This is a genomic window from Nocardia sp. NPDC049220 (assembly GCF_040647855.1).
In the GTDB taxonomy this organism is placed as follows: Bacteria; Actinomycetota; Actinomycetes; order Mycobacteriales; family Mycobacteriaceae; genus Nocardia.
Genome location: NZ_JBEZDA010000009.1, coordinates 42265 through 64854, shown reverse-complemented (window position 1 = coordinate 64854; position 22590 = coordinate 42265). Strand labels below are relative to the sequence as shown.

The 22590-nt window shown below is 66.3% G+C and carries 16 protein-coding genes; 5 read left to right on the top strand and 11 right to left on the bottom strand.

Annotation, left to right across the window (positions count from 1 at the left end; translation table 11 throughout):
- Window positions 1–50: 50 nt before the first annotated feature.
- The 5 genes from clpX to AB0C34_RS20065 all read right to left on the bottom strand — a co-directional run bounded on the left by clpX (window position 51) and on the right by AB0C34_RS20065 (window position 5544).
- A complete protein-coding gene (clpX, locus tag AB0C34_RS20085) occupies window positions 51–1331 on the bottom strand; it encodes an ATP-dependent Clp protease ATP-binding subunit ClpX (RefSeq protein ID WP_357074859.1) in 1281 nt (426 codons plus the stop codon).
- 466 nt (window positions 1332–1797) lie between these two features.
- On the bottom strand, window positions 1798–2466 hold the full coding sequence (locus AB0C34_RS20080) for an ATP-dependent Clp protease proteolytic subunit (RefSeq protein ID WP_357074856.1): 669 nt from the start codon (window positions 2464–2466) through the stop codon (window positions 1798–1800).
- 70 nt (window positions 2467–2536) lie between these two features.
- On the bottom strand, window positions 2537–3124 hold the full coding sequence (locus AB0C34_RS20075; protein ID WP_357074854.1) for an ATP-dependent Clp protease proteolytic subunit: 588 nt from the start codon (window positions 3122–3124) through the stop codon (window positions 2537–2539).
- 198 nt (window positions 3125–3322) lie between these two features.
- Window positions 3323–4711 (bottom strand): trigger factor, encoded by a 1389-nt coding sequence (gene tig / locus AB0C34_RS20070; RefSeq protein WP_357074851.1) that lies wholly within the window; start codon window positions 4709–4711, stop codon window positions 3323–3325.
- A 254-nt stretch (window positions 4712–4965) separates the two neighbouring features.
- Entirely contained in the window at window positions 4966–5544 is a 579-nt protein-coding gene (locus tag AB0C34_RS20065; protein ID WP_357074848.1) for an FKBP-type peptidyl-prolyl cis-trans isomerase, read from the bottom strand.
- Window positions 5545–5777: 233 nt separating this feature from the next.
- Here AB0C34_RS20065 and AB0C34_RS20060 point away from each other — a divergent pair, with 233 nt between their 5' ends.
- From AB0C34_RS20060 to AB0C34_RS20045, 4 genes are all read left to right on the top strand, one after another.
- Window positions 5778–8243: a phosphoketolase family protein gene (locus AB0C34_RS20060; RefSeq protein ID WP_357074846.1), complete on the top strand. Its 2466-nt coding sequence runs from the start codon at window positions 5778–5780 to the stop codon at window positions 8241–8243.
- Between the two features lie 235 nt (window positions 8244–8478).
- Window positions 8479–9120: a TetR/AcrR family transcriptional regulator gene (locus tag AB0C34_RS20055; protein ID WP_357074843.1), complete on the top strand. Its 642-nt coding sequence runs from the start codon at window positions 8479–8481 to the stop codon at window positions 9118–9120.
- A gap of 800 nt (window positions 9121–9920) precedes the next feature.
- Window positions 9921–10283: a hypothetical protein gene (locus AB0C34_RS20050; RefSeq protein ID WP_357074840.1), complete on the top strand. Its 363-nt coding sequence runs from the start codon at window positions 9921–9923 to the stop codon at window positions 10281–10283.
- A 157-nt stretch (window positions 10284–10440) separates the two neighbouring features.
- Complete coding sequence (locus AB0C34_RS20045; RefSeq protein WP_357074837.1) at window positions 10441–10983, top strand: hypothetical protein; 543 nt, start codon at window positions 10441–10443, stop codon at window positions 10981–10983.
- A gap of 46 nt (window positions 10984–11029) precedes the next feature.
- Here AB0C34_RS20045 and AB0C34_RS20040 read toward each other — a convergent pair whose 3' ends face one another.
- The 4 genes from AB0C34_RS20040 to AB0C34_RS20025 form a co-directional block, all read right to left on the bottom strand.
- Window positions 11030–13576, bottom strand: a complete 2547-nt coding sequence (locus tag AB0C34_RS20040; protein ID WP_357074834.1) for an AAA family ATPase — start codon at window positions 13574–13576, stop codon at window positions 11030–11032.
- 42 nt (window positions 13577–13618) lie between these two features.
- Window positions 13619–16144 (bottom strand): AAA family ATPase, encoded by a 2526-nt coding sequence (locus AB0C34_RS20035; RefSeq protein ID WP_357074831.1) that lies wholly within the window; start codon window positions 16142–16144, stop codon window positions 13619–13621.
- A gap of 111 nt (window positions 16145–16255) precedes the next feature.
- Window positions 16256–16837, bottom strand: coding sequence for a dihydrofolate reductase family protein (locus tag AB0C34_RS20030; protein ID WP_357074829.1), 582 nt, complete (start codon window positions 16835–16837; stop codon window positions 16256–16258).
- 249 nt (window positions 16838–17086) lie between these two features.
- A complete protein-coding gene (locus tag AB0C34_RS20025) occupies window positions 17087–17821 on the bottom strand; it encodes a MerR family transcriptional regulator (RefSeq protein ID WP_357074826.1) in 735 nt (244 codons plus the stop codon).
- A 214-nt stretch (window positions 17822–18035) separates the two neighbouring features.
- On the opposite strand from AB0C34_RS20025, the gene AB0C34_RS20020 reads away from it, so the two are divergent.
- On the top strand, window positions 18036–18392 hold the full coding sequence (locus AB0C34_RS20020) for a DUF1707 domain-containing protein (protein ID WP_357074823.1): 357 nt from the start codon (window positions 18036–18038) through the stop codon (window positions 18390–18392).
- A 6-nt stretch (window positions 18393–18398) separates the two neighbouring features.
- Here the strand turns inward: AB0C34_RS20020 and AB0C34_RS20015 are convergent, their stop codons facing one another.
- Window positions 18399–20642 carry a tetratricopeptide repeat protein gene (locus tag AB0C34_RS20015; protein ID WP_357074820.1) on the bottom strand — a complete coding sequence of 748 codons (2244 nt, stop codon included), beginning with the start codon at window positions 20640–20642 and terminating at the stop codon, window positions 18399–18401.
- Window positions 20643–20975: 333 nt separating this feature from the next.
- Window positions 20976–22520 (bottom strand): amino acid permease, encoded by a 1545-nt coding sequence (locus AB0C34_RS20010; RefSeq protein WP_357074817.1) that lies wholly within the window; start codon window positions 22518–22520, stop codon window positions 20976–20978.
- Window positions 22521–22590 lie beyond the last annotated feature (70 nt).

The window sequence follows — 22590 nt, the reverse complement described above, 5'->3', positions numbered from 1 at the left end:
ACCCTCGAAGGTGGGGCACCAGTGGACCGCCCGTCCACCATGGTACCGATTTACGCCGACTTCTCCCGGCGCTCCGCCCGCTGTGCCTTTCGCGGCACAATCGTCGGTAGCACATTGTCGTTGACGGTGTCCGCGTCTACGACCACCTTGGCGACGTCGTCGCGGCTCGGGATGTCGTACATCGCGGGCTGCAGTACTTCCTCCATGATCGCCCGCAGACCACGCGCGCCGGTTCCGCGCAGAATCGCCTGGTCGGCGACGGCCTCTAGCGCGTCGTCGGTGAACTCGAGGTCGACCCCGTCCATCTCGAACAGCCGGACATACTGCTTGACCAGTGCGTTCTTCGGCTCGGAGAGAATCTTGACCAGAGATTCCTTGTCCAGGTTGGTCACCGAGGCGACGACCGGGAGGCGGCCGATGAACTCGGGAATCAAACCGAACTTGATCAGGTCCTCCGGCATGACGTCAGCGAAGTGATCGCTGGTGTCGATCTCGGCCTTCGACCTGACCTCGGCGCCGAAGCCGATACCGCGGTGGCCGGTGCGGTCGGAGATGATCTTCTCCAGGCCCGCGAAGGCGCCCGCCACGATAAACAGCACGTTGGTGGTGTCGATCTGGATGAATTCCTGGTGCGGGTGCTTACGCCCGCCCTGTGGCGGCACGCTCGCCTGGGTGCCCTCCAGGATCTTCAGCAGCGCCTGCTGTACGCCCTCGCCCGAGACATCCCTGGTGATCGACGGGTTCTCGCTCTTGCGGGCGATCTTGTCGACCTCGTCGATGTAGATGATGCCGGTCTCGGCGCGCTTGACGTCGTAATCCGCGGCCTGGATCAGCTTCAACAGGATGTTCTCGACGTCTTCACCGACATAGCCGGCCTCGGTGAGGGCGGTGGCGTCCGCTATGGCGAATGGCACGTTGAGCATCTTGGCCAGCGTTTGGGCCAGATAGGTCTTGCCGCAACCGGTGGGACCGAGCATCAGGATATTCGACTTGGCCAGCTCGACAGTCTCGCCGCGACTGTCACGGCCCTTGTCGCCGGCCTGAATGCGCTTGTAATGGTTGTATACCGCGACCGCGAGAGTGCGTTTGGCGGTGTCCTGCCCGATGACATAGTTCTCCAGGAAGTCCCGGATCTCGGCGGGCTTGGGCAGCTCATCGAGTTTGACCTCGCTGGACTCGGCGAGTTCCTCTTCGATGATCTCGTTGCACAGATCAATGCACTCGTCGCAGATGTACACCCCTGGTCCCGCAATGAGCTTCTTGACCTGCTTCTGGCTCTTTCCGCAGAACGAGCACTTCAGCAGATCGCCGCCATCTCCGATGCGCGCCATCTCTTGGGTCCCTACTTCCTTGTCCGCGTGCAACCGTCTGTCCAGGCACCAGCTGTCCGCCGCCTCCGTAACAACCGCACACACATCGACTGTTTTCTGGAGTATGAGGCAGTGCTGTCAACCGGGAACAAAGGTCCCTAGGTTGACCGTACCCGGTGTGTGGGATGGAGGTCGACAACTCGAGCATGTTTCTCCGGCGCGTTGTGCCAGTTCTCACGACAAACGGAATGCGATCCGTCCACCCGATGGTCGCCGTGAGCTTCGACCGTCCGCCATACGGCACCTGATCCGAACGGGGTTTCGAACTCGGGGTACCGCGAAAGTCCACCGGCCGGGCGGTGTGCCTCGTCATGCGCAACCCTCCCGGCCGGAATTCCCTGTTGTGGAGCGATTTACGCGCGAACTGCCGCCGGGACCGGCAATTCACCCCGTCATCCCGGTATACCCGGGATGACGAGCCGGAGCATTACTTCTGGGCGCTGAGCTTACGGTAATCGAACACCGTGTCGATGATCCCGTATTCCTTGGCATCCTCGGCGGTGAGAATTTTGTCGCGGTCGGTGTCCTTGCGGATGGTATCGGCGTCTTTGCCGGTGTGCCGTGCCAACGTGGTCTCCATCAGACGACGCATCCGCTCGATCTCGGCGGCCTGGATCTCCAGGTCCGACACCTGCCCCTGGATGCCACCTTCCAGCGACGGCTGGTGGATCAGCACGCGCGCGTTGGGCAGGCAGGCGCGCTTGCCAGGGGTGCCCGCGGCGAGCAGCACGGCGGCGGCGGAGGCCGCCTGGCCGAGGCAAACCGTGGCGACATCGGCACGCACGTATTGCATGGTGTCGTAAATGGCCATCAATGAGGTGAACGAGCCACCGGGCGAGTTGATGTACATGGTGATGTCACGGTCGGGGTCCAGCGACTCGAGCACGAGCAACTGCGCCATGATGTCGTTCGCCGAAGCGTCGTCCACCTGCACACCGAGGAAGATGATGCGCTCCTCGAACAACTTGTTGTACGGGTTGGACTCCTTCACGCCGAAGCTCGAGTGCTCGATGAACGACGGCAAAATGTAGCGCGCCCGCGGGCTCTGCGGGGCGATACCGGACAGGCCGGCGCGCGGGTCGATCGGATTGGCCATCTTCGTCTCCAAAGTCTGTGCGGCGGCTGGACGTTCGCGGCGTCCAGGCGACCTAGGGGTGATCAGGGAGTTACTTTTTGCCGCCGTTGGCCTGGTTCGCGTGGCTGATCACGTGGTCGATGAAGCCGTAGTCGAGGGCATCCTTCGCGGTGAACCAACGATCGCGGTCGGCGTCGGCGGTGACCTGCTCCACGGACCTGCCGGTGTGCAGTGCCTGCAACTCGTTCAGCTCCCGCTTGGTATGCGCGAACTGCTCGGCCATGATCGCGATGTCGGCGGCCGAACCGCCGATGCCCGCCGAAGGCTGGTGCATCATGATCCGCGCGTGTGGCAGCGCGTAGCGCTTGCCCTTGGTGCCCGCGGTGAGCAGGAACTGCCCCATCGAGGCGGCCAGCCCCATGCCGTAGGTGGCGATATCGCACTCCGCGAACTGCATCGTGTCGTAGATGGCCATACCGGCGGTCACCGAACCACCCGGCGAGTTGATGTAGAGCGAAATGTCCTTGGTCGGGTCCTCTGCCGACAGCAACAGGATCTGCGCGCACAGCTTGTTCGCGATGTCGTCGTCGACCTGGGTGCCGAGGAAGATGATGCGCTCACGCAGCAGGCGCTCGTACACCGAATCACTGAGGTTGAGACCAGCAGTCGCGGTTGTCATGACCCCTGCCTGGTTGATTGTCACGGATACCTGCCTTCTCTCGCCGGCTCGTTGCTGATAGCCCAACAGCCATCTCGGGTTCGCTTGTCACAAACAGTAACGAAGCAGGGCGGCACCGAACTCCCGGTACCGCCCTTCTTCGCTCACAGCGCAATCAGAGCACCCCTCGGGCGCCGAGCACGCTGGCATTCCATGAAATTATTCGGCGCTCGCGGCGGCCGTCTCCTCGGCCTTACCCTCGGTTTCGCCCTCGTCCACCGAATCCTCTGGGCCGCCGAACATTTCGGCGGTATCCACGGTGTTGCCCGCAGTGTCGGTGACAGTCACCCTACCAACCACACCCGCCAGCGCCTTGCCACGACGGACGTCGGCGAACACCGCGCCCAGCTGGCCGGCCTGCTGCACCTGCTGGATGAACTGCTCCGGCGACAGGCCGTAGCGCTGCGCCTGGAACAGGATGCGCTCGGTGAGCTCCTCCTGACCGACCTGCGTTCCTTCCGCCTCGGCGATCGCGTCCAGCAGCAGCTGGGTCTTCACCGACTTCTCAGCGGCCTCTTTGGTGTCGGTGTCGAACTCCTCGCGGGTGCTGCCCTGGGTCTCGAGCGCCGCGGCGAACTTCGCGTCATCGTGGTCGAAGCTGTGCACCGCGTCGTGGGTCACCGCGTCGATCTCGGCCTGCACCACGGCGTCCGGCAGCGGCACCTCGACCTGCTCGAGCAGGGTCTCCAGTACCTTGTCGCGGATCTCGCCGGCCTGCTGCACCTTCTTGACCTGCTCGACCCGGTTACGCAGGTCTTCCTTCAGCTCGTCGAGGGTATCGAACTCGCTGGCCAGCTGAGCGAACTCGTCGTCGGCCTCGGGCAGCTCGCGCTCCTTGACGGACTGCACCGTGACCGTGATCTCAGCGTCCTTGTCCGCGTGCTCGCCGGCGACCAGCTTCGAGGTGAAGGCCTTGGACTCACCCGCCGACAGCCCGATCAGCGCCTCGTCCAAGCCCTCGATGAGCTGGCCGGAGCCGACCTCGTGCGACAGTCCGGTGGTGGCGGCCTCCGCCACTTCCTCGCCGTCGACGGTCGCCGCCAGGTCGATGGAGACGAAGTCGCCGTCCTGCACCGGACGCTCGACACCGGTCAGGGTGCCGAAGCGCTGGCGCAGCGACTGCAGCTGCTCCTCGATGTCCTCGTCGCCGATGGTGAAGGCGTCGACGGTGACTTGGATGGTCGCGTAGTCGGGCAGCGTGATCTCCGGGCGAACGTCGACCTCTGCGGTGAAGGCGATCTCCTGGCCGTCCTCGATCTTGGTGATCTCGATCTCGGGCTGGCCGATGACCTTCACCTCCGAGGCGGTGACGGCCTCGCTGTAGCGGCCGGGCAGCACGTCGTTGACGACCTGCTCCAGGATCGCGCCGCGTCCGAGCCTGGCCTCCAGCAGTTTGGCGGGCGCCTTGCCCGGACGGAAGCCGGGGATCCGGACCTGCTTTGCCAGCGCCTTGTACGCCTTGTCGAAGTCCGGCTTCAGTTCCTCGAAGGGCACCTCGACATTGATCCGGACCCGGGTCGGGCTCAGCTGCTCGACGGTGCTCTTCACGGACATGCTCCTTGTTCGTCGTTCGTACTGGTCGGCGTTCGGTTTACGTGTTCCACCACGCATCCGGAAGGTCGGAATGAGCGGCGAAACGGCCCTGCGTGTGGTCGCCGCACTCCCCATCGGCGCTGGCCCGAGCCGATCCCGGCCCCGGCCGAGACGACGAGGGATGCGGCGTACGCATCCCGATCAGGGTAGTACTCCGGCCGAGCGGACTCGCACTCGGCGGTATCCCCAGCCGAAACGGCCGGTGTGCGTCACTTCCCCACCGAGACCGCGTCGGTGACGAACACCAGCGTCTCGTTCGGTGCGATGCCACGCCCGCCCGATCCATAGCCCAGGTCCGGCGGTACGACCAGCAGTCTGCGCGAGCCCGCACGCACGCCGACCAACCCTTGATCCCAGCCTTCGATGACCTGGCCCCCGCCGAGAGTCAGCTGGAAGGGCTTGCCACGGTCGAAGGAACTGTCCAGTTTCTGCTTGTTCGACCACGCGACCAGCGCGTAATTCATGGTGAGCTGCTGGCCTGCCACGGCGCCGGGCCCGCTGCCCTCGATCAGATCCTTGACGATCAACTGTGCGGGCGGGTCACAGTTGTCCGGAATGGTGATCGTCGGTGCGGCGCCGAAGTCACCCGTGACGCCGATGTCCTCGGCGGTGCATTCGCGGCCCTTGCTCTGTGTGGCCGGGCGCTGCGCTGCGGACGCCCCGGCCGACATCGTGGTCTTCGCGGAGGAGACCGCCGCGGATTTGTCATCGTCCGAGCCGCAGGCCGCCAGCGCGATGGCCGCCGCCGCGATGGTGCCGATCCCGATCATCCTGGCGAGTGTGTACATGCGGCGGACCCTAGACCACGCGCGCCCCCCAGCGGCCCAACCGGGCGGGAGCGGCTCCACCGCGCCGTGGTTTCCCACCTCCGCGCGCCCCGCGCTTTCCGCACCTCCGCACCGCCGGCCCCGCTAGGCTGACGATGAATTCTCCATCCGGCGTCGTCGACTCCGGTCGGTGACGATGCAGTCCCGCGAGAAGCGGTCCTTCGTGGTGCCCCGATCGTGAGGAGAGTCGGCGCATGATCCCCAGCACACGCACAGGTGACAGCACCTCGGCCGACAACGTCGGGAGCACCGGTGGTGCCACCGTCGCCCCACGTCCCTACCAGCTGAAGGGCACGCCTGGTCTGCTCGACCGCACCGAACTGACCGCGCTCGACGCCTGGTGGCGCGCCGCCAACTACCTCGCGGTCGGCCAGATCTACCTGATGGGCAATCCGCTGCTGCGTGAACCGCTGCGTGCTGAGCACATCAAACCGCGCCTGCTCGGCCATTTCGGTACCGTGCCGGGCCTGAACCTGGTCTGGGCACACGCCAATCGCGCGATTCGGCAGCGGGCTTTGCACGCGGTCTTCGTCGCGGGCCCCGGCCACGGTGGCCCGGGTCCGAACGCGTGCGCCTGGCTGGAAGGCACATATTCCGAGCTGTACAGCCACATTCCGCAGGACGCGGCAGGCATGGGTGCATTATTCGCACAATTTTCCTTCCCCGGCGGCGTCCCGAGTCACTGCGCACCGGAGACGCCCGGCTCCTTCCACGAGGGCGGCGAGCTCGGCTATTCGCTGTTGCATGCCTTCGGCGCCGCGCTGGATAATCCGGAGCTCACGGTATTCTGTGTGATCGGCGACGGCGAGGCGGAGACCGGCCCGCTGGCGGCGAGTTGGCACGTGAACAAGTTCCTCAACCCGGCGCGCGACGGCGCAGTCCTGCCGATCTTGGCGCTCAACGGGTACAAGATCGCCAATCCGACCATTCTCGCGCGGATTCCGGAGACCGAACTGGTCGCGCTCCTGCGCGGATACGGCTACGAGCCGATCATCGTCGCAGGTGACGAACCGACAGCGGTGCACCAGGCGATGGCGAGCGCGATGGATGCCGGTCTGGAGCGCGTCGCCCGGATCCAGCGCGCCGCGCGCGGCGGAATCGACGGGAATCGGCCGGTCTGGCCGATGATCGTCTTGCGCACGCCGAAAGGCTGGACCTGTCCGCCCGTGGTGGACGGCGATCGGGTAGAGGGCACTTTCCGCGCGCACCAGGTCCCGTTGCCGGCCGCCCGCACCGACGCGAGGCATCGAGATGTGCTCGAACAGTGGTTGCGGTCCTATCGCCCGGACGAGTTGTTCGACCCGACGGGCAGGCCGGTGTCGCAGTTGCGGGACCAGGTGCCCAGCGGCGATCGGCGGATGAGCGCCAACCCGGTCGCCAATGGAGGCGCGCTGGTCCGCGATCTCCGGCTACCGGACTGGCGTGATTTCGCCGTCGAGGTGAGCGCGCCGGGCGCGACCGAGCACGAGGCAACCAGGGTGCTCGGCGGGTGGCTGCGCGAGGTCACCAGAAAGAATCCGGACAACTTCCTCACTTTCGCACCCGACGAACTGGCCAGCAATCGACTGCAGGACATCCTCGAGGTCACCGGCCGCGACTGGCAGGCCGAGATCGGCGAATACGACGAGAGACTCGACCGCGCGGGCCGAGTGATCGAGGTGCTGTCCGAGCACATCTGCCAGGGACTATTGGAGGGCTATCTGCTCACCGGCAGGCATGGGGTGTTCACCTGCTACGAGGCGTTCATCCACATCGTCGACGCGATGTTCAACCAGCACGCCAAATGGCTCGATGCCAGCGCGGCGGTGCCGTGGCGGCGCCCCGTCGCCAGCCTGAACTACCTGCTGTCCTCGCATGTCTGGCGGCAGGACCACAACGGATTCACCCACCAGGATCCCGGTTTCCTCGATGTGGTGCTGAACAAGAAGCCTTCGATCGTGCGCATCTACCTGCCGCCGGACGCCAATACGCTGCTGTCCACCTTCGACCACTGCCTGCGTTCACGGCACTACGTCAACGTGGTGGTGGCGGGCAAACAGCCACAGGCCGACTGGCTTTCGGCGCACGACGCGGCAGCGCACTGCACGCGCGGCATCGGGATCTGGGACTGGGCCGGCCACAACGACATACTGGGCACCACCCCCGACGTGGTGCTCGCCTGCGCGGGCGATGTACCGACGCTGGAGACGCTGGCCGCCGCGGCGATACTGCGAGAACGCTTGCCCGAGTTACGTGTTCGGGTGCTCAACGTGGTCGATCTGATGCGTCTGCGGCCACGGGAGGAGCATCCGCACGGCCTGCCCGACAGTGAGTTCGACACGCTGTTCACACACGATCGGCCGGTGATCTTCGCCTTCCACGGCTACCCGTGGTCGGTCCACCGGCTCACCTATCGTCGGACCAATCACAGCGGGATGCACGTGCGCGGTTACCAGGAACGCGGTACTACGACAACGCCGTTCGACATGGTGATGCTCAACGACCTCGACCGCTATCACCTGGTGATGGACGTGATCGATCGCGTGCCGAGCCTGCGCGCACAGGCCGCGGGGCTGCGCCAGGAGATGGTCGATGCGCGCTTGGCCGCACGCATGTGGACCAGGGAGCATGGCGCGGACATCCCCGAAGTCGAGAACTGGACTTGGCCGTACGGCACCTGAGAACCGCGCGAAATGTCCTTACGGGTCTGCGCGCCAACGGCTTCGGGCCTCGCGTTGGAGTCCGAACGTCGTCAAGGTCGTGACGCCGCCACCAGCGACTTCGCCCGCCAGCAGCGCACACGCTTGCCATCGACCACGAATTAGGGATCCCACAGCCGCAGCGGGCAGTCCCGATCCGCGGACCGAGACGTCGGTCCCGGCAACGATACGGATGTTCATAAGTACGATCGATCGTATGCAAGATGGCCAGGAGCCCGTGCGACTCGCCCGAGAGGGCGGCGACATCACCGACAGGCGGCTGCTGCGCGGTGCGAAGACCCGTGCGGCGGTGCTGCGACAAGCCGTCGACATCGCCTCGCTGGACGGGTTGACCGGCCTGAGTTTCGGCAGGCTCGCCAACGAGACCGGACTGAGCAAGGCCGGCATCCAGACCCTCTTCCGCACCAAGGAAGCGCTACAACTGGCCACCGTCGACTACGCGCGCGGCCGGTTCGCCGAGGCGGTCGTCGACCCGGCACGGACCGCGCCGCACGGCCTCGGCCGCCTGCTGGCACTCGTCGAATCCTGGATGGTGTACGCCGAGACGCCGTTGTTCGCGGGCGGATGCTTCCGTGTCGCGACCATGGCCGAGTTCGACAGCAAGCCGGGTCCGGTTCGCGACGCGCTGCTCCGTGACCATCGAGAGTGGGTCGGATCGCTGGAACGCGAACTGCGTTTCGCGGTGTCCGCCGGTGAGATCGCCACGATGGCTGCCGATCAGGTCGCCTTCCAGCTCGACGCAGTTCTGTGCGCGACCAACACCGCGTTCCGGATCGGCGACACGGAGGCCGCCGATCGCGCCCGCCGCGCTATCGAAGGACTCCTGCGACCCGCCTGAACAGGGGCCGCACCCAGCGCGACGGAACGACGAACCCCTCGGTGCGCCCGTCCAGCTCAACCAGCCGACCACCAGGACGTGCGCGTCGGCACCACATTCCAGTCGTAATACCGTCATCGAGCTTCGCGACACACCACCGATCGCGCCTGACCGCGACCTACGGATCCCTTAGAATTCAGCCCGGGAAAACAATACGGACGATCGTATTTCGTTAGATCCCGCTAGGCGTCGCTCGCAGCTCGACCGACATCACCGCAGATAACCGCCCCGCAGACCGGCAGATCCTGAAATTTTCCCAATCCTGGGAAAACTGCTCGACAATAATCGACACGTCAATTAATGTGACGTTATCCAACGGCACGATAGACAGGGCATCGGAGAACGGACCGCAACGGCCCGCACCCGATCCCCGAGGTGACGAGAGAACGGACTTCGACAATGACCGGGATCACGGCACCACAGCGACGGACACAGACCTGGCTCGTCCGCCCGCTGATCGTGAGCGCGATAGCGGCCACGCCGGAAACCCCGGCGCCGACCGAAGCGCTGGCCGAGCCCGACACGACAGTCGCGGCATCGAGCCCCGGACGCCCGGGCCGCCAAGGAGACGACAGGCCGGGCTCCCCCCCTCGCAACGACCGGGACCGCGACGACCGGCACCGCACCGCGACCGACACGACGGCCGCGACGGCTGCCACCCGGCCCCATCTTTCGGCGGCTGCTTCGGCCACCGACGCTCGCCGGATCGACCGATCCGCGAGTCGTGCCGCACGCAGCTCAAATCCGAACGGAGACTTACGATGACCATCACCACCGCCGCCCGGCGACTGCTCACCTGTGCCGCGATCATCGGCGCCATCACCGCGGGTGGAGCGGGTATCTCCACCGCCGAGCCGCACGGCCCCTCGGACCCCCGTAACGGCACCGGCGACACCACCGGCTGGCATCACATCGACCCCATGGGTTTCAACCACCGGGACCGCAACCCGCTGCGGACCCAACAGCACAACAACGCGCTCCGCGACTACCACCAGCGCCAGAGTCAGGCAACGCCGGGCAACACCGGGACGGGCAACAACAGCAGCCCGAGCTGGTCGCATGCACAGCGCCCGGACGGCAGCGGATACACCGTATGCAAGCCGCAGGCCAGCTGGTGCCGGTGATCGCACCGCCGGCGCACTCACCAACATCCTGAGACTTCCCCGCATCATCCAATCCCTACCAAGTGTGCCGCTATGTAGCGGCACATTACCTGAAACATCCAAAATCTCGTAAATCCGATCGACATCGGCAGAGTTAGAACACGAAAGAGAAACACCAATGTTTAAAATCAACGCCCTGCGTCTGAAGCTCGCCCAGCGCACCGCCATGGCACGGACGCTGGCGCTGACACTGCTGGCGTCGTCCGCGCTGGTCGCGGGTGGCCTCGGCCTTGGAGCAGGCACCGCACAGGCCCAGGGCGCTCCCTGTCTCTGGGCGGGCAATGGCTACGGTCAAGGTGACACAGTCGTCGCCGGCGGCTGGAGCTTCGCCTGCGGTACCGACCAGTTCGGCGCCCCGTACTGGCACCGCGGGAACGCGGCGGGACAGCGGAGCACCGTAGCGAACCCGGGCGCGTCGGCCAACCCGGCCGGTCTGTTCAGCGCGGGCGCACGCCAGTACGGCACGGACTACAACGACTACTGCGTCGGAAACCAGCTCGTCGAGGGTTCCGAGGACGTCTACCAGGTCGTCTCGGACGGACGGGGTGCACTGTGGTGGAAGGCCGCGGGACCGATCGCGCAGTGGTCCTTCGACCCCGGCACCGGCCCGCAGCGTTCCTGGCGGTCGTCGAGCCTGTGCATCGACGGCTCGCTGACCTGATCGAACCCGACCCCGCCTGACGCCACGCCCGTAACCGCAACTGCGGTTACGGGCGTGGCGGCGTTCGTGCCGGACGCCGCTCGGTTTCCAGCTGTACCCGCTCCTCGAGGTGATCGGGTACGTGCCAGCTGATGTCGGCCCTGGTGGCCGCCATCAGCTTCCTGCGGACGGTGGCGACCTGCGCGTCGACCGTCCGGATCGAACTTCCTCTTCGCGCGGCGATCGCGCTGTTGGCCCAGCCCGCGGCGGCGAGTATCGCGACCTCGCCCTCCGCCGGCGTCAACTCGTCCCAGCGCGAGACAGTCACTCTGGCCTCGGGGAGTTGGCTCGGCACCTCGTCGATGGACAGCCTGCCGAGCACAAACCGTTGCAGCTCATCACGTTCCGGCCGCAAGCGCGCGCCGCGGTAGGCCGCCGCCGCGTAGGCGCCCACACTAATGATCGACGTCGCCACCTCGGTGGCGCCAGCGACGCCGCGCGCCACCAGCGTCACCCGGTCCGCGACGATGCCCATCGATCGGTGCAGCGTCGCGATTCCGCCCTGAAGATGGGCGATCTCGGTGGCGGCGGCGACCAGTTCGGCCCGGCCGGCGTCACCCGCGGCGATCCGGGCGGAGAGCAGATAGGTCAGTGCCATGGTGTGGAAGTGGACGACCCAGCCCGCCGTCCAGGTATCTCCGGTGGTCAGCACGCGTTCCAGGGTCGAACGCCCGAGCGATACCGCCTCATGTGGGTCGCCGTGTCTGGACACCGCGATCATCCATGCCAGTTCCGCCCAGGAGATCGCCCAGCCCGCGTCGGAGGCAACGGCCCGCTCCAGATGCCGTCGCGCGGCGCCGAGGGCCAGGTCGGCGTCCCCCAAGTTCGCACAGGTAAGTGCTTCGAACAGTTCACTGCGCTGTTCCCCCGCCCGATCGCCTGCGGCGGCGAATTTCCGCCGCGCCCTACCCAGAACGTCGACCGCCCGCAGGTCGAGCTGGACGAGAAGCAGTTCGAGGCCCCAGGTGAACTCGACCGCGGCAGGCAAGCCGACATCGGTGTCGGTGGTCTCGCGCCAACGGCGCCGCAGGTCCGGGTCGGACAAACACTCCGCTGCGCACTCGTCCAGCAGCTGCGCGGTATAGGCGTGTCTGCCCTGCCAGATGGCGATCCACCCGACCAACGCGGTCGCGTTGATCCGCAACCTGGTCGGCGGCGGGTCGACCCGTCGCGTAGCTTCCAGGGCTTGTTCGGTGAGGCCGGTGATGGCGCGGTTGGATCCGGTGATGAACGGGACGCGCAGCGCCATCAGCGTCGCGGCGGTCTCCAGGCCGACGACGGCCTCCTCCGGGTCGGCGAGGCTGGTCTCGATGGCGATGAGAATGTTGTCCCATGCCGCGCGGGCCCAGGCGAGCCACTCCTGCTCTTGCGGGCCGTACCAGGTGGCGGGCCCCGCGGCGACCCGGTCCCGGAAATGCCGCCGATGCCGAGCGAGTAGTCGCACCTCGTCCAGATCGTCATCGCGCGCCGACAACCGATCCCGCACGAATACCCGGACACTCTCGAGCAGGTAATACCGGACCGTAGCCGCGGTCATGTGCACGGAGAGCAACGACCGCTCGACCAGGCGCTCCAGCAGGCTCTCGATCTCCGCACCGGGCAGTGACGCGTCCGCACACACCGCCACGATGGCGTCGATCTCCACGCCGCCGCTGGGAGCTTCACTGTTTTCGGCGTCATAGCCGGTGGCGAACACCGACATCCGATCCAGCAGCAGCTGTTCGCGATCGGCACACAGGCCGTAGGACCAGGCGATCACGTCACGCACACTGCGATGACGCTCCCCTACCCCACCCCTGACATTATGTGACCACTGCAGGCGCCGGTCGTCGGTGTCGCCAGACAGTTCACGCAACACGATCGCCGGCGGCCGGTGTAGCAAGCGTGCCGCCGCGAGCCGAATGAACAGCGGGTTGTTGTCGACATGCCCGCAAATCCGGGCGGCGATGGCGAGTTGTCCAGGCTCCTCGGAGATGGGTCGTCCGGTCAGCTCGGCGCGCCGCCGGAACAGCTCGAGGGCATGATCGCCGGACAACGGCGGCACGGCCACCAAATGCTCATCGATCCAGCCGATCGGTTCCCTGCTGGTGGCGAAAATGGTGAGACCGGGCACCGCCTCCAGCAGGCTGACGATCAGCGGTCCCACCCCACCGAGCACGTGCTCACAGTTGTCCAGAACCAGTATCGTCGGCTCGCCCGCGCCAACGTCGCCGCCGCTGAAAGTCTCCACCAGGCCGTCCCAGGCCGACCGTCCCGCGACGTCGTCCTTGGCGACCGACTGCACCACTTCTTCGGCGACCGTCCCGGTCTCCGCTTCGGTCGCCAGCCGGGCCAGCCGTGTCCAGTAGACCGCGCGCCGCGCCGCGCCGCGATATCGACGTACTGCCTCCGCGGCCAGCGTTGTCTTGCCGATGCCGCCCGGACCGACCAGGGTGATCAGCCGGGCGCTGGATGAGCGAAGCAGCGTGTCGATCTGCCGTAGCTCGGCATGCCTGCCCACGAATTCACGGGGCGCGGCGGGGCCATCGCCACCGCCGCTTTTCACTTCCGACATGCCGGTGCACCTATCAATTCAGAAACCGTCGGTCGGAGCAGCCTATCGATTAGGCACCGACCTGCGAGAACGGCCGGGCCGTCGCTCGGACTCGTACCGTACGCGATCGCCGAGTTCGTCCGGAATATGGTCCACGATGTCGGCGCGGGAGACGATCATCAGTTTCCGTCGAATCGCTGCGACCTGCGCGTCGACAGTCCTGATCGAGCTGTGCCGCCAAGAGGCGATCGCGCTGTTCGACCAACCCGCTGCCGCGAAGACGGCGACGTCACGTTCGGCTTGTGACAACTCGCACCAGCGAGAGCTGGGCCGCCTCGACGTCGGACGCGGGCCGGCGGGCCGGTCGGGTCGCCGCGGTACGGGCGCCGCATCCCTGGCCGACCACCACAACTCGTCCAGCTCGGGGCGTAGCCGGGTCCTTCGTTCGGCCGCGGCGTACGCCCGGTCACCGAGCACCGCGCGCGAGACCTCCGACGCACTGCGGATCTCGGCGGCGATCAACGGAACCTGGTCGACGGTGATCCCCATCGACCGCTGGCGCGCCTTGAAACTGCCTATCAGATAGGCGATCTCGGTCGCGGTGAGGGGATCGCCACCGGTTTCTCGATCCGCGACGAGCGTCTGTGCGAGCGCGACGATGTGCGCGCCGACTGCCCAGCTCGCCGTCCAGGTGTGCTGCTCGCCGCCGTGGCGGGTGAGCACGCCGTTGGTCAGCGCGCGCGCCTCGGTTGCGGCCCCGTGTTTGGCCAACGCCACCGCGCGCGCGATTTCTGCCCACGCCGTCGACAGCGTCGAGCCCGACGACACCGAACGCTCCAGGAACCGCGCGGTGTGGTCCAGCGCTTCGGTCCGGTCGCCGATGAGCGCGGCACAGAATGCGACGAACACGTCGCTGCGCTCGGCACCGATGCGGTCGCCGATTTCTCCGAATTTGCGCCGCGCCCGGGTGAGCACGGTGATCGCGCGCCGGTCGGCCCGCACCAGCATCAACTCCAGGCCCCACATCCATTCGACCGGCGCGGACAGGCCGAAATCGGTGTCGGTGCAGCGCGGGCCGGCGCCGGATTCGCCAGCCCTCGAGAATGTGACGCAGTCCGCAAGCAGCCGCGGAATGTGATCGGTCCGTCCCTGCCAGAGCGCGATCCAGCCGAGCAGGGCGGTAGCCAGATCACCGAGGCCGGATGGACCGAGCCCGGACGCTCTGGTGGCATCCAGCGCTCGTTCGGTCAGCCGAATGAGCGCGGCCGCGCCGGACCGTACGAACGGCACCTTCATCGACAACAGGACGGTCGCGGTTTCCAGCGCGACGACGGCCTCCGCCGGATCCGCGAGACCGGATTCGATACCGAGCACGATGTCGTTCCACGCCGACCGCACCCACCGCAGCCATGTCTGGTCCTGTGGGCCGAGCCACATAGCCTGTCCAGCGACGACTTTGTCCAGGAAGTACCGGCGATGCCGGGCGGCGAGACGGTCGGACTCGCCGCGGTCGCGGCGACGCAGCCGGTCACGAGCGAAGACACGCACGCTTTCCACCAGGTACCGACTGACCGTGGTCGTGGTGTGATGCGTCGAGAGCAGCGATTGCTCGGCCAGCCGTTCTAGCAGGTAGTCGATCTCACCCGCTGGCAGGGCGTCGTCCGCGCACACCGCGATCGCGGCGTCGAGCTCGATGCCGCCACGCAGCGATTCGTCATCGGTCTCGTAGCCTGCGGCAAAAACCGACAAGCGCTCAAGCAGCAACTGCTCTTTCGGGGTACAGAGCTCGAAGGACCAGGCCACCACGTCGTACACGCCGCGGTGGCGCTGCTCGGCGCCCGCGCGCGCCCCATGCGTCCAGTGCAGGCGCTTGTCGTCGGCGTCTCCGCTGAGGTCACGCAACACCATGATCGGTGGCTGATGCCGCAGTCGCGCCGCGGCCAGCCGGATGAACAACGGATTGTGGTCGACTCTGCGGCAGATCCGCGCAGCGATGGTCACCTGCTCGCGCACGTCGGGGATCGTCCGCCGGACGAGTTCGGCTCGCCGACGGAACAACTCGAGGGACTGGCAGGGCGATAACGGGGGCACGGCCAGGATGTATTCGTCCACCCACCCGATCGGCTCCCGGCTGGTAGCCAGGATCGTGAGCCCCGGCACCGCCTCCAGCAGGTCGGCGATCATCGCGCCGACGGCGCCGAGCAGATGCTCGCAGTTGTCCAGCACGAGGACCGCGCGGTCGGTGGAAGTGGCACCGCTGGTGAGGGGGCGAATCAGGGTGTCCGCGGTCGGCCGGGAGCCGAGTTCGGTGCGCACCGCCGACTGCAGCACATCCTGCGCAGTCGCCGTGCTGTCGGGCTCCAGCTCGGCCAGTCTGGCCCAATAGACCGGCCTGCGCCTGGCCCGCGGGCAGCGGCGAAGTACCTCGGCCGCTAATCGCGTCTTACCTATTCCACCCGACCCGACCAGGGTGACCAGGCACGCGTCACTGTCCAGTAACACGCCGAGCCGGTCCAATTCCGTTTCCCGGCCGATGAATTCACTGGTGGATGCGGGGAGCACGCCGCCACGTGCCTGAACCATGGCCATACAAACGAAAGTTAGCCGACGCGGCGGCTACGCGCTCGACAATGCCGGGTCGAATTCCGACGACACCCCGCCGCCTTCCCTGCGGCGGGGTGTCACCGTTGCGCATGCGCGCTACCGGGACGACGCCGCGGCCGCCTGTTGGTAATGCATCTGGACGACGGCGCTGTCGAAGGTCAGTACATCGACCAGCTGCAATCCCGACACCACCGAGGGTGTCGGGAACAACGGGATCCCGCCACCCAACAGGATGGGGTGGACGAACAGCCGGTACTCATCGATCAGATCGTGCTTCATGAATTCCGACGCCGTCTCGGCGCCGCCGAACAAGACCATGTCACACCCGGGTCGCGCGCGCATCGCGGTGATCTCCCCGACGAGATCCTCCCGGACAATCCTCGTGTTCCACTCCGCCGCCGCCAGGCTGCGGGAGAACACGAGTTTGGGCGTCTCCTTCCAGCACCGCGCGAAGTCGATGTAGAACTCCGATATCGCTGGATCCACGTCGGCGGTCGGCCAGAACGATGCCATGATGTCGTACGTCTTGCGCCCGTAGAGGAACATGTCGGCCGAGCGCAGTTCGTCCAGAAACGATTCGCACAGTTCCTCGTCGACCACCGGCCAGTGGATTTCCTGATCCGGTCCCTCTGCGAAGCCGTCGAGCGACATCTGCATCCACAGTGTCACGCTTCCCATTGCCACACCCATCTGTCCGCTTTGTGCGATTGGCAGATTGTCGGGGAGAGCAACACCGGCGCGCATCGGTAGATTCGCCGAGGGCCTACGTAGGTAGGCGGGCATCAGCAGATTCCCACCCCGTGTAAACGTGGTCGGATGAAGCCAATATACCGCTAATCAACGGCACGTTACTGCCCCGCATCTCCATTCGTGGGAATGCGACAAGCACACCAGGCAGCGCCGGCCCATAGCCACCGCTCGAGCCGGTTACGCCTCCTGTAGCGCGTCGACCAGCTCGGCGTCCTGATCGAGATACCTTGCGACAAACAGGCTTACGAGCTCGGCGGTCACTTCGCCGGGAACCGGGCGCGTCGCCGCCAGCCGCTCCCCCAGCTCGGCGACTTCAGCCGGGCCCCGATCGGAGTCCTGGAACGATGACCAGGCAGTGCGGCGGAACAGATCCACGAATCGACGTGCTATGCGCTCGGCGTCCGCGCGCAGCTTCTCCAGCTCGCCGACTACCTCGTCGGTTGGAATACCGCCCGACCGCAATCGCTCGAGACGATTCACCAGCTGACGATCCGCGATGCGATAGGTCGCGGCATCGACCGGCTCGTACAGCCCCGCCGCGACGACCCGCGCGAGACCGTTGGGCACGTCGTCGTAGCGCTCGGCGAGTTCGGTCGCCGCGATCATGTCACCAGCGGCCACAGTGACCGATTCACCCGCTTCGGACTCGGCGACGCCGAGGATGTCGCCCAGGTCGTCGCCGCGATCCCAGGCGTTGAGCAATTCCTTGATGCCGTTGAGTTTGATCCCGCGATCGAGCAGCTTGCTGATGGTCCGTACCCGATTCAGATGGTCGGCGCCATAGAAGCCGGTCCGACCCTTGACCTGCGGTGGCGGCAGCACGCCGCGCTCGTGGTAAACCCGCAGGCTGCGCACGGTCGTACCGGCCTCCCGTGCCAGCTCATCGATCGTGTACTCCACACCCGCAGTCATACCTCAAGCAAACCACATCACAACACGAGCCGACGGTGGCTGCACGGGCATGTTCGGTAACCACCCCAACTTTAGCGACAATTCAGCAACACGACTTTATCCGGTCCGATTCGCTTGGCGCGGCACGGCGCGGCACGCCAGCGCAACACTCGCCTTCCCGCCCATGGAAACCGACGTGGTACACGGCTTTTGCCACTGCGCCTATCCTTCCGTTATGGCTGAATCTGCAGGCCCCCCGGCCAGCATCGCGGACCGTGAACGAGCACTGCGTGAGCTGACCCAGCACTTAGGCGCGGGCAGACTGGGCCTGACCGAGTTCGACGAACTCAGCGCGGCTGTCGCGGCGGCGACCAGCAAGAGTCAACTCGCCGAACTGTTCGCCGACCTGCCAGGCAGCACACCGCCGCCACCAGTGGTGCAGCCGACCAATCCGCTGCCTCGCATGGCGGTGCTGGCGGGGGCGGCCGTGGTGTTCGCCGTGGTGCTCACGGTATCCACCGGTAACTGGCTCTGGTTGCTCGTGATCCTGGCCGCACCAGCGCTTTTCATGATCACCGCGCGGACGGCCTGAGCTCGGTCACCACCTGGACTTCGGCCGCACGGAGTTGGCCAGGTCGACCAGGCGGTACCGGTGTAGGCGCTGCGGCGCGATGCGGGCGAGCGCGCGCAAACTCGATTCGAGCCCGCGCTGCAGCCCCAGGGGGGTCACCGGGAAACCGAGCAGGGTCGCCTCGGAATTCACCGACGCCCCGCCCGCCCGCACCCACTCCAGCGCCGCACCCACAACGATGACCTGCAATTGCAGTGCCCTCGGCTCGTCGGGCGCGGCATCGAGTCGCGCCGCCGCCTCGGTGAGATCGGCCTCGGCGGTCTCCGGAATAGGCTGCGAGACCAAAAGCAGACACCCGGTCATCCGCGCCACGCTCTGGTACCGCGATGCCTCCGGCACCTGGTCCAGAACCCCAACGGCCTCCAGCAGTTCGCCGTCGGCCACAAGCCTGCGGGCCAGGCCGAACGCCGCGCTCACCACACCGTGGTTGGTCCGCCACACCGTCCGGTAGTACTCCGTGGCGAGCCGATGCCAGCGGTTGTCGTCGTCGGGTGTGCCGAGATGCTGCAGCGTCAGCTCCGCGGTGGCGGCCAGCGCCAGGGCAGGCGCGATCTCGCCGGGCAGCATGTCGTGCACCAGGGCGAAGTACTCATAGGCGCGCTCGTATTGGCCGTCCAGCAGCGCGGCAACGGCGGAATACCACTCGATACGCCAGTCCGTGGGGTAACCCGGACGCAGGTCTGCGAGCCGATCGCAGGCGGGGACCACCTCCCCGAGATCGAGGTGCGCGCGGACCGCGGTCAGCGTTCCCTCCAACTCGAAGGTCTCGGGCTCCAGGATCGTCCCGGATACGATCCGGTCGGCGGTGCGGCGCAGCGCGTCGAGGGCGTGCCTCGGGTCGCCGTGCAGCAAGGTCGACAGCAGGTCGGCGCTGGGATCCTCGCTGTCGATCAATGGAACCGGTAGGGCCGCCACGACACTCGGCGCGTCCAATGCCGGCAGCCGATGACGTCCGTCGGCCATGCCATCGGTCTGTCCGATCAGCGTCTCGATGCCGAAATCGCCACGCATGGAGCCGAATTCCAGCGATGCCTGGGGATGCTCCGAGCCGGTGTCGGCAGCGAGCACCATTCGAAGGACCCCGGCTAGTTGGCCGTACATCGAATAGGCGGACGGAAAGCGCCGCTGCGGATCCGGGTCGGTGGCCCGCCGCAGCAACCGGTCCAGCGAGGGGTATCGCCGCAGCAGCGGCTGCTCGTCGGCTGACGGAATGCCGGGCAGTTGATGACCGTCATCGGTCTTGGGCATGTTCAGCACCAGCGCGGCCAGGGTGCGGCCGACGGTGTAGATGTCCGAGGCCACCGTCGGACCGGTCTCGGTGATCTCGGGCGCCTGGTAACCAGGGGTGCCGTAGATGCTGCCGTAAGACTCCATCGCGGCGACCGCGCCGAGGTCGATCAGCTTGACCTCGTCCTCGCTGACCATGATGTTGTCCGGCTTCAGGTCGTTGTAGGCGAGTCCGAACGAGTGCAGGTAGTCCAGCGCGGGAAGGATCTCCATCATGAAGGCGATCGCCTCCGAGACCGGAATGCGGTCCGGCGCGCGCAGATCGAGCATTCGCTTGAGCGAACGGCCGCCGACGTACTCCATAACGATGTAGCCGTCGGGAACATCACGCCCAGAGCGGTGCTTGACGAAGTTGTGGATCTTGACGATGCCGGGATAGGCGACTTCGGAGAGGAATTGACGTTCGGCGAGCGCGACCACATGAGCCTCGAAGTCGAGCGGATTCTGCAACCCCTTCAGCACCACCCAGCGATCGCTCACGTTGCGATCGATGGCGAGATAGATCCAGCCGAGACCGCCGTGCGCGAGACAGCCCTGTACCTCGTACTGGTCGGCGACCATCTCGCCTTGGTCGAGCGAGGGACGGAAGTTGAACGGAGATCCGCACCGGCCGCACTCACCCTCCACCACACCGGGCCCGGCGTCGCTGGTTCGTCCGACCGGCTGCTGACACTTCCAGCAAAACCGTTTGTGCTCTGGCATTTCCGGACTCTGCATGACCGCGGTACGCGGATCGAGCGGGCTCACCTTGGGCATGGACACCAGGCCATCACCCAATCTTCGAACGCTCGGCCGTGAGCGCGCACTGCGTCCGGAACCGGGATCCGATTCGAGATCGTCGAGCAGGTCGGCGGTGCCGATGGTGAGTTCGGGAGACGCGGGATCCCCGGCGGTCGACCGTGCGACGCTCGGGATCGAGTCCACCGTGACGGACCGTTGGGTCGGCGGACCCTCCACGTGCTGAGGCGTGGACCATGGATGAGGCAGTCGTGGGGGCATCTCGGTCTTGAGTAGATGCCGAGTCGCCCAGGGGTCGGAAGTTCGCCGAGGCACTTCGGTGCCGCGCATTCGCCGATTCGCCCACGGATGCGCAAGTGGACGGTCGGAGGCGCTGGGGTGCTCCGGCATACGAACCTCTCAAACCCACCGTTGAATCGGGGTTTCATTCTGGTCCGCTACCTGTCGATGCGCGCGAGTATTGTTCCCGAGATTGGGAATAGTATCCGCCCCGGGTCGAAGCCCGGGGCGGATACTGGCTCACTCCTCGTCGGGTTTGTCGAGGATCACCACCGCGTCACTACCCGCTGATGCGCGGTTACGCGGGGGCCGCTCGGCCAGGACCGGGAACTGACCGGTGACGCCCTGCCGGACCTCCGCAATGCGCAGTACCCGCTTGCGTGCCAGGAACCAGCCGGCGACCAGCGCGGGAGCGACGACCAGACCCATGGCGATCACCGCGCCGCGCTGCACCTCATCGTCGCTGCACGCCATCAAGATGACTACCGCCACGAGGAAGGCCAGCGTCGCGAAGCTCGTGTAGGGCGTACCGATCAGCCGGAAGGATGGGCGTTCCGCGCGACCCGTGCGCGACCATCGCCACAGTTGCAGCTGGCACACCACGATCGCGGCCCACGCGACGATGGTGCCCAGCGCCGACATGTTCAACACGATCTCGAATGCCTTCTCCGGCACCACCGCATTCAGCCCGACACCGATCAGCGCGACCGCGCCGGTGGCGAGGATGCCGACATAAGGCACTCCGCCCTTCGACATTCGCGCAGCGATGGTGGGCGCACTGCCGTTCATCGACATCGACCGCAGGATCCGACCGGTGGAGTACAGCCCAGCGTTCAGGCTGGAGAAGGCGGCGGTCAGGACGACGAGGTTCATCACCGAGCCGGCGCCATCCAAGCCGATTCGCGAGAAGAAGGTGACGAAGGGGCTCTCACCGTTCTTGAAAGCGGTGTAGGGCAGCAGCAGGCCGAGCAACACCAGCGATCCGACATAGAACAGCGCGATGCGGGCGATCACGGAGTTGATCGCACGCGGCATGATCTTCTCCGGGTTCTCCGCCTCACCAGCCGCCGTGCCGACCAATTCCACCGCGGCGTACGCGAAGACGACACCCGTGGTGACCAGAACAAGCGGGAGCAAGCCGCTGGGGAACAGTCCGCCACTGTCGGCGATGACACTGGGGCCGGTGTGCTGTCCGTCGATGGTGAACCGGCCCGCGAGGAAGACCGTGCCGATGATCAGGAAGGCGACCAGCGCGACGACCTTGATCAGCGCGGCCCAGAACTCCAACTCGCCGAACCATTTCACCGAGACGAGGTTGACACTCACCACCAGCGCCAAGGCGACCAGCGCGATCAACCATTGCGGGATCGCCTCGAAGGTCCCCCAGTAATGGACATAAGTCGCGATGGCGGTGATATCGACGATCCCGGTCATGCACCAGTGGAAGAAGTACATCCAGCCGACCGCGAACGCCAGTTTCTCGCCGTAGAACTCACGCGCGTAGGAGACGAACGACCCCGAGGAGGGGCGATGCAGCACCAGCTCGCCGAGCGCCCGCAGGACGAAGAACACGAACACGCCACAGATGGCGTACACGATGAACAGCCCGGGACCCGCGCTGGCCAGCCGCCCGCCCGCACCAAGGAACAATCCGGTGCCGATGGCGCCACCGATCGCGATCATCTGCAGCTGACGCGGGCGCAACGACTTGTGGTAACCCGCATCCTCCTCGTGGAGCGTGCCCGCCGGCGCGGGCACCTCCGAGGGAGGTCGAACTGTGGTCATGAGGATGGCCTTTCAGGTGACGGCGATCATAACTTCGCTCAATGTACCGTTAGATAGCGGCACGCTCAAT

Bases quoted from the DNA above. Each gene is read 5' to 3' on its own strand.
- AB0C34_RS20055 (WP_357074843.1), top strand. From the start codon at position 8,479: ATGCAAGATGGCCAGGAGCCCGTGCGACTCGCCCGAGAGGGCGGCGAC.
- AB0C34_RS20025 (WP_357074826.1), bottom strand. From the start codon at position 17,821: ATGACTGCGGGTGTGGAGTACACGATCGATGAGCTGGCACGGGAGGCC.
- AB0C34_RS20065 (WP_357074848.1), bottom strand. From the start codon at position 5,544: ATGTACACACTCGCCAGGATGATCGGGATCGGCACCATCGCGGCGGCG.
- AB0C34_RS20010 (WP_357074817.1), bottom strand. From the start codon at position 22,520: ATGACCACAGTTCGACCTCCCTCGGAGGTGCCCGCGCCGGCGGGCACG.
- AB0C34_RS20030 (WP_357074829.1), bottom strand. From the start codon at position 16,837: ATGGGAAGCGTGACACTGTGGATGCAGATGTCGCTCGACGGCTTCGCA.
- AB0C34_RS20035 (WP_357074831.1), bottom strand. From the start codon at position 16,144: ATGGCCATGGTTCAGGCACGTGGCGGCGTGCTCCCCGCATCCACCAGT.
- clpX (WP_357074859.1), bottom strand. From the start codon at position 1,331: ATGGCGCGCATCGGAGATGGCGGCGATCTGCTGAAGTGCTCGTTCTGC.
- AB0C34_RS20050 (WP_357074840.1), top strand. From the start codon at position 9,921: ATGACCATCACCACCGCCGCCCGGCGACTGCTCACCTGTGCCGCGATC.
- AB0C34_RS20075 (WP_357074854.1), bottom strand. From the start codon at position 3,124: ATGACAACCGCGACTGCTGGTCTCAACCTCAGTGATTCGGTGTACGAG.
- AB0C34_RS20045 (WP_357074837.1), top strand. From the start codon at position 10,441: ATGTTTAAAATCAACGCCCTGCGTCTGAAGCTCGCCCAGCGCACCGCC.
- AB0C34_RS20080 (WP_357074856.1), bottom strand. From the start codon at position 2,466: ATGGCCAATCCGATCGACCCGCGCGCCGGCCTGTCCGGTATCGCCCCG.
- AB0C34_RS20060 (WP_357074846.1), top strand. From the start codon at position 5,778: ATGATCCCCAGCACACGCACAGGTGACAGCACCTCGGCCGACAACGTC.
- AB0C34_RS20040 (WP_357074834.1), bottom strand. From the start codon at position 13,576: ATGTCGGAAGTGAAAAGCGGCGGTGGCGATGGCCCCGCCGCGCCCCGT.
- AB0C34_RS20020 (WP_357074823.1), top strand. From the start codon at position 18,036: ATGGCTGAATCTGCAGGCCCCCCGGCCAGCATCGCGGACCGTGAACGA.